Genomic DNA, 15,772 nt, shown 5'->3' on the forward strand with positions numbered 1-15,772 from the left:
AACTAAATTAGTTGTACTCTCTCTCTCTCTCTCTCTCTCTCTCTCATATAGGCCAGGCCTAACCTCCCCACTTCTTTCTTCATACGCGTGCGCGCGAGGAGCGCCGTGTGAACCCATGTAGACAAAGGAATTGTAGTGATTTCCCTTTGTCTTTTTTCGTGTGTTGTTTGCTTGATGTCTAACAATGATATAAGCAAACATCTTCCCTTGTTTTTGATAAGGATGGTGAGTACTTTGAGACAGGAATAGCACAGAACTCAAGTAAGACAGATTAAGCAGAGTAACGATAAGATATTATTAATTCAAATATTAAAAAAATGAATAAAGAAAGATGGGCTTACGTTAAGCCCGAATGTGAAGCGACTACATGTCAGACAGAATGTCATCTTCTCGATGCAAGCGGTAATGCTGGAACAATTGGAGGAGGTCCAACTTATGGTGAGGCAAAACGCCAAATACCTTGGGACGATGAAGAGGAAGAAGAGGAACCAGTAGAGGCAGTCTCTTTCTCAAGTAAAAGAGAGTTAAGTAACAGGTTCTAAATTGACACGCATACTAAAATTAAAAGAATGAAAACAATGAAGAATAAAACGGCTATCAGTTCGATGGTGCAGACGGCTTGCTATGCTTTTGCTGCCGTATTGCTTACAGCAAGTTGTGCTAACGACGACACAACACAGAACGAGAAAGAACAGAAGACGGAGGTTCCTGCTGGTACAACTGCTTTCAATGGCTTCTCTCAGCAGGGTAGTGCTACTCGTACAGCAATTGTCAATCATACCAAGGGGGCTGGTGCATCAGTCAATTGGAGCAATACTGACAAGATTTGGGTAAAGGATAATGCTGGTACATGGAATCAGAGTAACGCTGTTGCTTTCGCTACTTCAAACAAGGCACAGGGTACTTTTGCATTGAATGGTACTTATAGTCAGGCAACGCATGATGTTGTTTATACGAATAAGACTATTGCTGCTGGTGCACAGCCACAGGTAGAAATCAAGTCTGCGCAGACACAGTCAGCACCAAACAACTTTGACCATGCTGGTGAGTCAGGTGATTGTGGTATTGCCTCTGCAGCAAAGAATGGTAATGACTATACCTTCACACTTAATCACAAGGCAGCTTATCTCTGCTTAATCCCTCGTTCAAGCAATCCTTATGTGAACCGCAGTAAACTTATTAAAGTTGAAATCACGGCAGAAGATGATATCGCTGGTACTTATACCATCGGTGCTAATGGCGCTCTTACCCTTGCTTCTGGTGGTTCAAAGACTATTACCGTTACAACAGGCTCAGGCTTTGCTATCGACAATTCTTCTGACGACATGAGCAAGAACGCCACTTATGTTGTTGTTGCTCCAGGTAACCATAAGTTCCGTATCCGCTATTGGTTGAAGAATACAACAGACCACCCAGATGAAACAACTGCTGGCGTTATGACTCCTATTGAAGGAACTATTACAAGATATGTAGATATCAATTGTGTTGCAGGTATAATGACTGATGTTACCGCAAATCTAACATTGAAAAATTATGATGGACGCAACTACTATATGTGGGATGCACAGAATAATTACTGGTCTGGACATGAATGGAATAGTGCTGACCCTTGGCAGCCAACACTAACATCACAGCTTGCAAATTCAAATTACCCACAAGATGGTGATGTTTTTGGACGATATTTTAATAAATATTTCCCTGGTGCAAACATAAGGTATGATGCAACAACTCCGCTTTTCCAATCTTTACCAAATGCAAATGAATTGTCATGGTATTGCATAAAGGGAGAACCACGTTGGGATCAATATGAATTATGGACAACGATGAATCATCTTTATCAAGGTGGAATGTGGTTTAAGAAAAAGTCTGTTTTACAAGCAGAAGGTAATTATGATGTTAATGTTTCTGCGGATAGGGTAACAGATTTACGTGTTGCATATAAATACTATAATATAGTCCCTACTCAGACGCTTCCATCTGTAACTGATATAAATAATTACTTTTATCTTCCAGCCTCAGGAGGATATTACTATGGTAAATTGGAGCGTTTAGGCTGGGCGGGTGATAACTGGTCTTCAAATACTTATCCATTAGATAACAGTGGTGCATACCATTTGTATTTTGTAAGTAATAATGTGTATGTAGATAGTAATCGCCGCCATTATGGATTTACTGTCAATAAATTTGAATAAAATGTCTTACATGTTTTAGGACTATGTCCTGGATCTTCGGTAATTTAATTTTCGTTTTCTTGCCTCCTAACGTTCCTGTAGCGTTCAGGGGGCAAGTTTTTGTTATGTGGTATGAGTTGGTGATATCCAAAAGACTGATAGTGATAGACAAGGTTACTCTCGTCTTACAGTATTAAATAGGCTATAGAAATCTGTTACTCCGCCAAAAGGCGTTAACTCTGTTACTTTGTCTTCCCGTACCCTGTCTAAAATCCGTTCACCTTGTTACCCTGTCTCTTGCATACCCTGTCCTCGGTTAATACCGTCTTAACGATGCTATTCAGTCAAAACAAAGTTTCCTGTCATTTCTGTCAGCCTTGGTCTCCACATAACTCTTTAGTATACAGTAGGATTACACGAAATGTTAAAAGTGACAGCAAATAAGAATAAAACTTTTTCTTGTAGTAATGTGTAATAAATCCAGACTTGCATTGAAGGCTTTCTGCTCTATGCTCGAGAGAACTGAGAATAAATAGTTATGTTATTAGGGCAATAGATTACTTCTCCAGTCTTAGCTTGGTTATATACTTCTGTTACTCCAGTCAAAAGCGTTCACTTTGTTACTCTGTCTCCTTTATACCCTGTCTAAAATCGTTCACTTTGTTACCCTGTCTCCCCATATCCAGTCTAAAGCTGTTCAGCTTGTTACCCTGTCTTCCCATATCCTGTCTAAAATCGTTCACCTTGTTACTCTGTCTTTCTATACCCTGTCTAAAGCCGTTTATTCTGTCTTTTGTGTATTTTGTCCTTGTGTCCTGTGAGAGATTAACGGTAATACTCACGTACATGTATCACTTTTACTACAAAGTGCTGTAATATCATTCGAAATGTCGGATAATACACATAATTATTTGCAAGGTTTTTAATTTTTATGTATTTTTGCAAATTCGCTGTTAAAAAAGCGAGTAATGAAACCTTATTCTCACAATAAGCAATATTATTCTTTTTACTCACGAGAGTAAATCTAAACATTAAAGTACCAGAGAGAAATGAGAAAAGAAATGCAAAAAAGTAATCTTGTATTGCGTCTTTGGGCAGTACTGGCTCTGATGTTAATGCTTAGTATAGGGTCAACCGTCTCGGCACAAACGCAGGATGTCGATAAGATGGTAGTGACGCTGTCTATGAAGCAAACAGAATTAAAGACCTTCTTAGACGAGGTGTCTAAGCAAACGGGGTTGCAGTTTGATGTGGCTCCCGACCTCTTGTCTCAAGCGGAGAAAGTAAGCATTGAGGCGCAGGGACAGCCTGTTCGTGCCGTTTTAGGGCAAGTGTTCAATAAGTCAGGCTTCAGTTATAGTATTGAAGGCAACAATGTCAAACTTAGTCGTAAACCTACGCAGGAGAAGCGAAAGGGAGTGTATGGGCAGATAACCGATAAAGACGGTCTGCCTCTACCAGGTGTAACCATCCGAATGAAAGGTTTTAATGGTGGTTATATAACGAATTTAGATGGTCAGTATGAGATAAATACCGACCAGCCAGAGGTTACGCTCACCTTTAATTATATAGGATATAAACCTTTAGAGAAAAAGGTGAAGAACGGAACGGCAGGTAATTTCACCATGCAAGAAGACGTTGGTGAGTTAGGCGAAGTCGTTGTAACAGGTTTTGCTACAAAGAACAGAAATAGCTTTACGGGCTCACAAGTATCTATAAAGAAGGACGAGCTCTTGTCAGTGGGTACAAAGAATGTGCTTACAAGTTTGGCTAACTTTGTGCCAGGTCTTAGTGTGTTAGAAGACAACCTCGGCGGATCTGACCCAAATAAGATAGCTGATATCAATATTCGTGGACGCGCTACCTTTTCTGGTCAAGCCAACTTACCTGTATTCGTCGTTGACGGTTCGCAGGTAAAGGTAGACTATGTCAATGACATGGATATGAACGATATAGAGTCGATAACCGTACTCAAAGATGCCTCTGCCTCTGCCCTCTATGGTGCGAAGGCTTCTGCTGGTGTTATCGTTATCACAACAAAGGCGCTCAAGGGAGGTAAGTTGAGATTTAATTACAGCGGTACTATGCGTTTGTCAACCCCTGATTTGAGTGATTATAAGTTGCTGTCAGCATCACAAAAGCTTGAGTATGAGCGTTTAGCAGGTCTTTATACAGCAACCGACTTAGCTGAACTATATACATTACAAAACAAGTACGCATACTATTACAATCAGATTCAAGACGGTGTAACAACCGATTGGATTAAGAAACCATTGCGTAATGCGCTTTCTTCACAGCACAGTTTAAGTATTGATGGTGGTGACGAGCATGCACGTTATAATTTAGGTGTACGTTATGGAGACGAAGAAGGTGTAATGAAAGGTTCGAGTCGTGAGCGTTTGTCAACGAATTTCAAACTCTCCTATAACCTTTCTGGTAAGTTCTTTATCAGTAACACGGCTACCATCTCATCAGTGAAATCAAATCAATCACCATACGGTGACTTCTCTGATTGGGTGAAGCAGAATCCATACGAGTATCCATACGATGAATATGGAGCATTGAAACCAAAGTTGAACTACGACCTCTCTAACCCACTATATGAAGCGTCTTTAGGCAGTTTCAACAAAGGTAACACGCTTGATGTGTTAAACACAACTACATTACAGGTGTGGTTAGGCGAGAAATTCAGAATTGATGGCGATTTCTCTATACAAAAGACAAAATACGAGGGACGTAACTTTGTGTCACCTTTCTCAGCAGATCAGATTAAGAATGTGGCTGATGTGTCACGTAGGGGACGTCTGACAGAGACCTTCACCAGTACAACGACCTATCAAGGTAAGTTGATGGTGTCATACAACAACTACATATTTAGTAAGTTATTCCTCACAGCGATGGCCGGTACATCCATTGAGTCAAACTCAGTCGATGGTAGTATGTATGGTTCAGTAGGTTATTATTCAGATAATGTAGCCCACCCATTGTTGGCAGGCAACTATCCAACGGGTAAACCAGGTGGTGTTGACAATAAGTATAATGGTGCAGGTTTCTTCGTGAACCTCAACTCTATATGGGATAACCGTTATTTCTTAGATGTCATCTATCGTTATGAAGGATCGTCTAAGTTTGGTAAGAACTCACGTTTTGCACCTTTCTGGAGTGTGGGAACAGGATGGAATATTCACAATGAGAAGTTCCTTAAGGGTTCGCCATTTCAGCTGTTAAAACTCCGTGCAAGTGTGGGTTACCTTGGTAACATCTCCTTTGAGCCATATCAGGCGTTGACTATGTACACCAGCTTGGCAGGACTTAACTATATAAAAGGTATTGGTGCCATCCCAATGGGTATTGGAAACAAGAACCTTAAATGGGAGAGAACGCTCAGTGCGAACGTCGGTCTTGACCTCACAATGTTTAAGGGTCGTTGGGATTTCTCAGCTGATGTCTATAGAAAGAACACAGACAACCTATTGCTCGATATCACTAAGGCCCCATCATTGGGTATTACTACCTCCCGTGAGAATGTAGGAGAGGTAGAAAACCATGGTTTCGAGTTCCAGACACGTGTTATTCCTATCAAGAACAAGGACTGGGAGTGGTCGTTAAGTCTTAATTATGCTTACAACAAGAATAAGATTAAGAAGATCAGTAATGCTCTTCGTGAACAAAACGAGAAGAACCAAGCAAAGGGCGGTGTGGTCCCATTGCCTATCTATGAAGAAGGTCAGTCGTTGACCGCATTGAAGGTAGTCTCTTCAGCAGGTATCGACCCTATTACGGGTGATGAAGTCTTCATTAAGCGTGACGGTAGTCTTACATTCGTCTACGACCCTAACGATAAGGTCGTATATGGCGACACCACACCATTCGGTATGGGCTCAATCGGTTCTTACCTTACCTATAAGCAATTCTCAATGGGAATGTCTATGCGTTATTCCTTCGGTGGAGCTGTTTACAATCAGACATTGGCAACAAAGGTAGAGGGTGCCGACCCACGCTATAATGCTGACGAACGTGTATTTAGCAGCAGATGGAAAGAAGTAGGTCAGCAGGCTAAGTACAAGCGTATCAGCGATTCAAGTGTACCAATGCAGACCTCTCGATTTGTTGAGACAAATAATTATATCACGTTGAGCAGTCTCTCACTTGCCTACGAGGTACCATTGACATTGATACAAAGATATGGACTTAAGCGTTTACATCTTGAGATGTTGGCCAACGACCTCTTCTATCTCTCATCAGTAAAACGTGAGCGCGGATTAAGTTATCCATACGAACGTAGTGTAGAGTTATCAGTTAGACTTGGATTTTAAGCCGGTAGATAGCAGACACATTAATATAATGTAGAAAGACTATTAGGTAACAATAATAAAAAAGAAGATGAAGAAAATAACATATTACCCTAAACTGTTGATAAGTGCTGTGATGGTGCTGTTGGTGGTATCATGCAGTGACTTTATCAATGTTCAACCAGCAGGACAAGTCGATGAGGATGAGCAATTCTCATCAATCCGTGGTTTCCGTAATACGATGTATGGTGCTTATGGTAGCATGGCAACGTCAGACTTATATGGAGGAAACTTAGGCTTTGGTTTTGTTGACCAATTAGGACAAATGTTTGGTTACGATAACTCGTCAGAGACAAGCTACTTCGTAGGTCAATACGATTATATGCGTAGTGATGTACGTACTATTGTTGATGCCATTTGGGCAAAGCAATATCAAGCAATAGCATACGTCAATAATATAATTTATCATACAGAGAATGCTAAGTTTGAGCATGCAGAGCTGCCTTTGATGCGTGGTGAGTGCTATGGTTTACGTGCTTTTATGCACTTCGACCTCGTTCGTCTTTTTGCTGAAGACTATGGTCAAAGCAATGAGGCAACACGTGGTATTCCATACTCAACGACTTTCGACCTCAACAATAAGCAATTATTGACTTTGCATAAAACGTATGAAGCGATATTGTCCGACCTTGATAAAGCAGAAGAACTCCTCAAGAATGATAATGTAGTAAATGTTGAGACAACAGCTACCAGCGATTATCTAAAGGGACGTGCAGTGTTCTTTAATAAGTATGCTGTGGCCGCTACGAAGGCAAGAGTCTATTATTCTATGGGCGACGAGGCTAATGCAGCTAAGTATGCTAAGCAAGTAATCGACGCAACCAATAACTTCTCGCTGAAGAAATATAGTTCATTGAGCGATGTAAAACGCTTCCCAGCAGCAGGAGAGCTGATATTCGGCTTGTATAATAACACCCTTTCAAGCACTATCTCCACCCTTTTCCTGTCACAAACAGCACGTGGAACATTTACAGAAGGACGTAGAGACCTTGAGAATCTGTATGAGACATCAGCCTTCTCAGCCACAAGTACCGACCTACGCTATACAGCTTATTACAGACAGAATACCACATCAGACGGTTTGAAAAGCTACTCTTTTGTGAGATTCTTAGAGAGCGATGCGCAGGTAAGCAGTAATCCTTTACAAGGTTTGACACTCATCCGTCTGCCAGAGATGTATTATATCTTAAGTGAATGTACATACGATAGCGATAAGACAGAGGCTGTTAGACTACTCAATGAGGTAAGGAAGAGCCGTGGCTTGGAGGATGTTGACAGTGCTAAGGTAGCAACAAGAGAGGCTTTCAATAAGGAGATGTTGCGTGAGCGCATGCGTGAGATGCCTGGTGAAGGACAAACGTTCTATGCGTTGAAGCACTACAACAAACCATTTACCGACTTTAGAGGTATTACCACACGTCAGCCATCTAATTCCATCTTCGTCTTGCCTTGGCCAGATACGGAGAAAGAGTTCGGAGGACAGTAAGTAATTAAACACTTTATGAAGATGAAAAAAGCAATAAGAAATATACTACTTGTTTGCACTGGTGTGACCATGTTTGCAGCGTGCAGCAACGTTGACTATGATGGTGAGCACAGTTCTGACGGTATGTTTGAACCGACAAACCAAGTTCGTTTCTATTATGCACAGCCAGGCGATACCACTGTGAACTATTCATTTGGAGTGAAGCCTGTTGATACACTTACGCATGTCGTCTACCTCCCTGTGCAGCTCGTTGGTAATCTTTCTGCAGAGTCGCAAGCCTTCAGCGTAGAGGTAGGTAAAGGGACAACAGCTATTGCTGGAAAGCATTACACACTGAATGCTGACACCTTACATTTCGCTCCTAATGCCTATCGCACCTATGTCCCTGTGACGCTGATACGTGCTAACTTATCAGAAGATAAGGACGACTCAATCCGCTTAGTATTAAACTTAGTTGGAAAGGGGACGCTGGGTACACGACTCACCAAGAGTAACACGGTAAAGATAACCTTTAATAATGTACTTTCAAAGCCAGACTTCTGGGTGGTAATGGAGAGTTATTGGGGGTTAGGACCATTTACCAAAAACAAGTATCGTAAGCTCCTTTCGTATTATGATAGCAATGAGGCAACTATCAGAGATATCATTGAAGGCTCTGATGTTACGGCACAAGGCTATCTCTATCAGCATGTGCAAGAGGTTGTTGCCTATTTCGCAGCTCATCCAGATGAGCTATAAGGATAGGGTAGGAGACACTACTTGTGTTAAGGTCTGTCCTTTTATGTCATCATAAGGTTTATCAATAACCTTCGTGTGGATAACCTAAGACATACCTTATAATAATAGAATAATGGTAAACAGATAAATAAGCAATAAGATGATAAAGAAATATTTATATCTTCTCTTGGCACTCCCATTAGTGGTATTGTCATTTCAGTCATGCATAAAAGACGATTCTTACGGTCCTTCTGGCAATTCGTCAAAGTTATCATTGGCACAGGACTTACAGGAGAAATATACGCTCAATAGATGGGATACATTGAAGATCTCGCCTAATGTCGTACAGACAAATGAGCAAAAGAAAGTTGACTATGAATGGGAGATAAATGGTAAGGTCGTATCGACTGATGCCTCTCTTAAATATGTATGTAAGGACTTTGGCTCTTTTCCATGCCGATTAAAGGTGAGCAATGGAGACAATATTCAATATTACGAGTTCGGTCTTAACGTACAATACTCTTATGTTGACGGTCTTTACATATTAGCAAGTAATGGCGGAAAGACAATCGTCTCTTATCTGCCAGAGGCTGGTAGTACCAAGACTTTTGACTTAGACGTGCTGCAAAAGAACAATCCAAGCATTGATTTCACAGGCGAACCTAAGGGAATTGACTATGCTTTGGCTCGTGATAACAAGACTCCACTCTTGTTTGTAGCGGTGGGTAGTCCAAGTACTATTTATGAGTTTGATGGAAATCTGATGGTTAAGCGCTTCACAACTAACTGTACAGGCGACGTTTCATACCTTAGGAAGAGTGCCTTGACCTATCCTAAGTCAATGCTGACAATGGTTGATCATATTCCGAACCGATTGACACTCTCTGAGACAACACCCTTCAACTTAGGTAAGTCAATAAAGGATGCTTTAGGTTCAGACATCTCCTTGGCTGATGCTGCCACAGCTTGGAAGCAACAAGACCTACGTTATGTACAAGGCTACGTAATGTTTGATAATGCCGAAGGACGATTGGTAGCACAGAAGGTGCAAGCTACTGGTAAGGTACCTGTTGAGCTATTAAAAGGTAAGTTTACAGGTGAGACACTGGTTGGCATGGGCGCTGTAGACAACGAGCGTAACATCGTTTTGCTCACATGGAATGCTGCATCATCAAAGTTTAAGTGTTACTACATCTTCCCAGGTTTCTATCCTTCTACCGCTACAAAGGTTGAGGCTGCCGTTGTTAAAGACGAGGCTGTCGTACCAGCAACAGCAGGTTTGACCACACAGTCAGTAGTACGTGTGTCAGCAGAAAAGAACTTAGTTTACTATTCTGCAGGTAATAAGCTGTATGCTTATAATGTCTTGTCTGGTGGTAACTTCCCTCAGAATGCCTTGACAACATTTGGTGATGCAGGCGAGACCATCGCTGACATGCTTATCTCAGAAGGGAGCAATAAGCTTTATGTTGCCACAAACGCAGCTACAGGACAGCTTGTAGGAAGTATCTACTGCTACGATTTGAATGAAAACAAGCTACTCTGGCAGAAGAAGAATATTACCGGACGAATCAAGAGCATTACATACAGACAATAATGAAAGTGGCATGTAAGATGACTACATGCCACATTCAAACTATAATTCCAACATGAAAACAAACAATCTAATAGCTACCATACGCACAATAGGAATAGCCTTATTACTATTGTGCGTTAATGTTAAGACCTTTGCCGATGATAAGAAAGGCGACGAAGACAAGAAGGCTAAGAAGGAGACTAAATACGATAAACTATTCAAAGACAAGAAGAAAGAGACCGCAAGTAGTAAGTTTATCACTGTACATAAGTGTGATGGGAAACTCTACTTGGAGGTTCCTGTCAAATACTTGCATAAAGAGATGTTGTTAGGAGGTGGTATCTCTTCTACCACCGACCCAACTTATCTGACCATCGGTACCAAGAGCTTCACCCCTCTCCACTTCTTTTTTGAGGTACAAGACAGTAGTCTTGTGATGAAGACGCCTAACAGTGTCGTTTATTCAGATGGTAGTGCAAGTGCCGAGATGCAAGAGGCCTTGAAGATTAGCTACCGTGATCCAGTCTTGATGGGATTTAAGATAGCGGCTTACAACAACGACAGTACGGCTCTTGTAATTGATGTAACCGACCTCTTAGCACGCCCTAACAGTATGTTACCTGTTATCCCAAAGAAGTCGGGCGACTTGGCATTGAGCGCTTCACCTAAGAGTGAGATGTCTTTTGTCAGAGCAATTAAGAGCTTCGACAATAACATTGTTGTGAATGTTGATTTCAACTATCTACTCACAGCATCACTCATGTCCTTACCTGTAGCCAGTGAGATTCCGACAACCGTAGGAGTTACCTATAGTTTAGCATTGTTGCCAGATAGTAAGATGCGTCAGCGTATAACAGATTCGCGAGTAGGTATAGCATCCGTTTCAAAGCTCACCTTTAATAATAATATTGCTAAAAGTAAGCAGACCTTCATAGCACAACGTTGGAACCTTGTACCGCAGAGTATTAAGGCTTACGAGCAGGGAAAGCTCTCTAAACCAGTGAAGTCTATATGCTTTTATATCGATGATGCCTTCCCTGTAGAATGGAAGAATGCGATAAAGCAAGGGGTGGAGCTATGGAATAAAGCCTTCGAACAAGCGGGTTATCAAAAGGCTATTGAGGCCTTAGACTTCCCTAAGAATGATCGTAACTTTGATGCAGACGATATTGCTTATTCCTGTATTCGCTATGTGCCAAGTACTTCTGACAAGGTTAGCTCTTCTTTCTTGGCCAATCCACAGACAGGAGAGATTATCAATGCGTCGGTCTTTGTTCCGGCTAATGTAGGTAATCAGATTTATCGTTGGCTGTTCTTAGGATCAGCAGCATCCGATGCCTCCATGCGTACCTCCCATCTTCCACAAGACAAGTTCAACCAAGGATTGAAGTATCTTGTCGCACGTGAGGTGGGTAGAAGTCTTGGTTTGCTCGATAATATAGGGGCTTCTTATTCTTATCCAGTCGATTCTCTCCGTAACAGCACATTCACTCGTGCAAACAATCTTGCGGCTTCTATCATGGCTAACACACCTTTTAACTATGTTGCTCAACCGAGCGATAAGGGTGTTGTCTATATGCCCGAGAATATCGGACAGTATGACAAGCATGCTATTGAATGGGCTTATCGTTACTTTGACCCAGCAAAGACAAGTTTAAGCGAAGAGACCTCTACACTCGAAAAGATGGTAGATAAGCGTGTACAAAATCCTCGTTATCGTTTCTTCCGTACCTCTTCTTTGATTTGGGACCCACGTGTTCAGGAGGGGGCATTGGGTAATGACGCCATTAAAGCAAGTGAATACGGATTGCGTAACATGCAAATTGTTGAGAACAACCTTTATAACTGGGTGAAAGACGATGATGATAGTCGAATTAAAGAGAACCTGTATCTGACAATCTCTCAGCAGAGATACGCCTTCTTCAAGCGTGTACTAAGTAATGTCGGAGGTATCTTCCTGAACGACATGAAAGTCTCTTCGGGTGTTCCTCGCTATGAGGTCGTACCTAAGGCACGTCAGCGTCAGGCGATGTTATGGTGCTTAAACCAGGCAAAACACTTTAAGCAATATGCCAACCCAAGCTTTGAACGTAAGGGTTTCATGGCTATAAGCTATTATGACCAGCTGTTAGAGTTTATTGGCTATGACCTCTTTGGCGTTCGTACACGCTTGGCTGTAGCGTCACACCTGTCTGCACAGAGTTATAGTCAGAAGGAATACTTCGACGACCTCTTCTCTTCTCTCTTCCAGAGTGCACAATTATGCAAAGCACCATCACAGGAAGAGCGTGTGCTGCAACGTGCTTATCTTACTTATTCACGTGCGGTGATTGACAAAGCTAACAAACAAGGCGGCAACGGACCAGCAGCTCTTCAGTCTACAATGGTTACTGGTAATCAGACTAATAGTGCAGCCTTTGGTAATCCTACAGCATCACTCGCACCAACAGTGGATGCGGCCTTATTAGATGGTTCGGCTATCTATTTCTACACCTCACTGTTGAAGTTGAAGCCAATGTTAGAGGCGTGTGTCAAAGCAAAGCTCTCTCCTGAGGCACACTCACATTATTCTATGTTACTCTTTAAGGTGAATAAAGCTTTGGAGGATGGTCAATGAAATATTCATTAATAGCTAATAAGTTAATGCGTCGCATATTATTACTTCTACTTCTCTTCTCTATGGCAGCCACATCGGGGTCGGCTTTCCCGTTGATGAAACGTAAGAAGAAGGCACAGAGCAGTCAGACCGAAAAGAAATCAGCCTACGAACAGGCCCTTACTGAGCAACTAACGGAGTCAGTACGGGGTAGTTTCGTTTCGTTCCATAAGACAGATGGACGCTTGTTGATGGAGCTTCCGAAAGAGTCGTTGGGTCGTGACATGCTTATTGGCGTCACTATCTCGTCTGTCTCCAATCCAAAGATGGGCGACTTAGGCTTTAAGAACTCCAATTTAGTGCATGTACGCTTCATTGAGAAAGATAGTTCTGTGGTGATGCAGGTCGTCAACACCGATTTGTATGTGCCTAAGGACCAACCTTCAGCAAAGCTTGCTGCAAGATTGAATTACGATAATCTTGATTTCTTTTCATTCCCTATAAAGGCGCATAACGACTCCACTGGGGCTGTACTCTTCGATGCTTCGTCGTTTGTCCTCAAAGAGAACCGCTTCTTCCCAGTAATTGCTAAGAACGTGGGGTCGTACTCTGTGAACGCTTCGCTTAAAGAGAACCTTACGAGAGTGACGAAGTTAAAGGTGTTTGATACGAATGCCTGTGTCGGAATGGACAGACATTACATCATTAGCCTGTCTGGTAAAAAGGGCTCACCTATCACTAACTATCCTGTAACCATAGGCGTAAACTTCACGTTAGCACTGTTGCCTAACGACTTGATGACACCTCGTTTGAGTGATACACGTGTGGGGATGTTCCTAATGAATAAGGATGTCCTTAAGAAAGATGGGTCTGTTGATAAGGCAACATTCGTCAAGCGTTGGCGCCTTATACCGAAGGATACGACAGCTTACTTTGCTGGTGAACTATGCGAACCGACTAAGCCTATCGTCTATTATGTCGAGAACACGTTCCCTCCTCTTTGGAAACAAGCTATTAAAGCAGGTGTTCTATGGTGGAATAAGGCCTTCGAGAAGATTGGTTTTAAGAATGTTATGCAGGTGGCAGACTTCCCTACGAACGACCCTAATTTCGACCCAGATGACTTTAAGTATTCATGTATCAGATACCTACCTACAGATGTCGAGAATGCTATGGGACCTTCTTGGACCGATCCACGGACGGGAGAAGTGATCAACGCTACCGTACTTGTCTATAATGACGTTGTTAATACGATTAATAACTGGCGGTTTGTACAAACGGCACAGATTGACCCTCGTGCTCGAGGAGCACAAATGCCTGATAGTATAATAGAGGAGACATTGGAATACATCATTGCGCACGAGGTGGGTCACACGCTTGGTTTCATGCATAATATGGCGGCATCGGCGGCACTCCCTACCGACTCCTTGCGTTCTGTGGCCTTCACACAGCAGTATGGTACAACGGCTTCTATCATGGATTATGCTCGTTTCAATTACGTAGCACAACCTTCTGACCATGGCGTTAAACTTACTCCTCCACGTCTTGGGGTCTATGACTACTATGCTGTTGAGTGGGCTTATAAACTTTTCCCAGGCTCAAAGGGCTTCGAGGATGACGCTAAGCAGCTGCGCTTGTTGGCTGATAAGCATGAAGGCAACCCCTTCTATCGTTATGGCCTACAGCAGACGGGTACGAAGTATGACCCCTCAGCCATCGAGGAAGACCTTGGTGACGACCCTGTGAAGTCGTCTACTTATGGTATGCAGAACCTTAGGATGATTCTCAAGAACCTCGACCACTGGATTGGCGATGAGGATGGCGATAGCAGAAAAGCTGAGTTATACAATGAGATCTTGTCCCAAGCCATGCATTATGTGCGTAATGTCAGTGTCAACGTACCTGGTATCTATCTCTATCAGACAAGTGAGAAGTCGGGCTTGCCTCGCTATAAGGTTGTACCAAAGGCTAAACAAAAGGAGTCTGTGCAATGGCTTCTGAAGCAGGCCCGTACGTTTGCGACATTAGGTAACGATACGATTGAGAAGAAACTACCATTCGGAGCCAACAAGCCTTTTAAGATTTTAGCTCGTGATGTGCAGTCGCTTGCTATGATGGCAACGTCAAAGCTCGCTATTTCTTATTATCTTGACTCTACCTCTTATTCGCCAATTGAATATATGGAGGATGTTTATCAAGATGTCTTTGGTAAGACGATTGCAGGGAAGGAAGACCTCACTGTGGCCGACCTCTCCATGCAGCGTCTCTATGTCGACCTATTACAAGAGGGCGTCTCTGACATGAAGCAAGCACCTAATGTGCATAATCTTCAGTCGGGCGTGGTGTCGATTAATAATATTATTACCAATCTGTTACAGCAGAAAAAGGCTGACGAGGAACAGACGGCATGTTGTTATCTGACCGACAAGCAACGAGGTTTAAGTGAGGACACCCATTTTCTCAACTTTGGTAATGGCTATGGTGAACCAGAACCGCTGTGGGGAACAACGGTTAACCGCACTTCTGAGTTCCAATTAGAGTATGCGCAAAAGCTGCTGTCTCTGTTAGAAACGACCATTCCACATGTGTCTACACCCGACCTTAAAGCGCATTATATGCTTCTCGAAAAGCGTTTGAAAAAGTATTTGAAATAGTTAGTTCGTCGAACAAAAATCGTTCGCTCCCTATAAGTCTTCGGATTTGTAGGGAGTTTTTTATTTGTGACAATCCAATAAACTTTGTACTGTAAAGGTTTAGAAATATCTTTACAATAATCCTTTGTAGCATGTGCAAGATCGCCAAGGAGTAAGGTCTTTGTTTGTCTTCATAACTAATAGAGAGTCAGAAGGTTATGAAGAGCGTTTAAGAACATGC

At 42.3% G+C, this 15,772-nt stretch carries 8 protein-coding genes; all 8 read left to right on the plus strand.

The features are described 5' to 3' along the window. Positions 1 to 317: 317 nt before the first annotated feature. The 8 genes from HMPREF0666_RS07185 to HMPREF0666_RS07225 all read left to right on the plus strand — a co-directional run bounded on the left by HMPREF0666_RS07185 (position 318) and on the right by HMPREF0666_RS07225 (position 15,552). Positions 318 to 542 carry a hypothetical protein gene (locus HMPREF0666_RS07185; RefSeq protein WP_009011723.1) on the plus strand — a complete coding sequence of 75 codons (225 nt, stop codon included), beginning with the start codon at positions 318 to 320 and terminating at the stop codon, positions 540 to 542. 36 nt (positions 543 to 578) lie between these two features. Beyond that, entirely contained in the window at positions 579 to 2,192 is a 1,614-nt protein-coding gene (locus tag HMPREF0666_RS07190) for a hypothetical protein (protein WP_009011724.1), read from the plus strand. Between the two features lie 1,028 nt (positions 2,193 to 3,220). Next, a complete protein-coding gene (locus tag HMPREF0666_RS07200) occupies positions 3,221 to 6,487 on the plus strand; it encodes a SusC/RagA family TonB-linked outer membrane protein (RefSeq protein WP_009011726.1) in 3,267 nt (1,088 codons plus the stop codon). A 67-nt stretch (positions 6,488 to 6,554) separates the two neighbouring features. Beyond that, positions 6,555 to 8,009: a RagB/SusD family nutrient uptake outer membrane protein gene (locus HMPREF0666_RS07205; protein WP_009011727.1), complete on the plus strand. Its 1,455-nt coding sequence runs from the start codon at positions 6,555 to 6,557 to the stop codon at positions 8,007 to 8,009. A gap of 21 nt (positions 8,010 to 8,030) precedes the next feature. Further along, on the plus strand, positions 8,031 to 8,747 hold the full coding sequence (locus HMPREF0666_RS07210; RefSeq protein WP_009011728.1) for a DUF4843 domain-containing protein: 717 nt from the start codon (positions 8,031 to 8,033) through the stop codon (positions 8,745 to 8,747). 139 nt (positions 8,748 to 8,886) lie between these two features. Next, a complete protein-coding gene (locus HMPREF0666_RS07215; RefSeq protein WP_009011729.1) occupies positions 8,887 to 10,323 on the plus strand; it encodes a PKD-like family lipoprotein in 1,437 nt (478 codons plus the stop codon). Between the two features lie 52 nt (positions 10,324 to 10,375). Next, positions 10,376 to 12,919, plus strand: coding sequence for a zinc-dependent metalloprotease (locus HMPREF0666_RS07220; protein ID WP_042856161.1), 2,544 nt, complete (start codon positions 10,376 to 10,378; stop codon positions 12,917 to 12,919). Further along, positions 12,916 to 15,552: a zinc-dependent metalloprotease gene (locus HMPREF0666_RS07225; RefSeq protein ID WP_009011731.1), complete on the plus strand. Its 2,637-nt coding sequence runs from the start codon at positions 12,916 to 12,918 to the stop codon at positions 15,550 to 15,552. The genes HMPREF0666_RS07220 and HMPREF0666_RS07225 overlap by 4 nt, the downstream gene beginning before the upstream one ends. The last annotated feature ends 220 nt before the right edge of the window (positions 15,553 to 15,772 follow it).

The organism is Prevotella sp. C561 (genome assembly GCF_000224595.1).
In the GTDB taxonomy this organism is placed as follows: domain Bacteria; phylum Bacteroidota; class Bacteroidia; order Bacteroidales; family Bacteroidaceae; genus Prevotella; species Prevotella jejuni.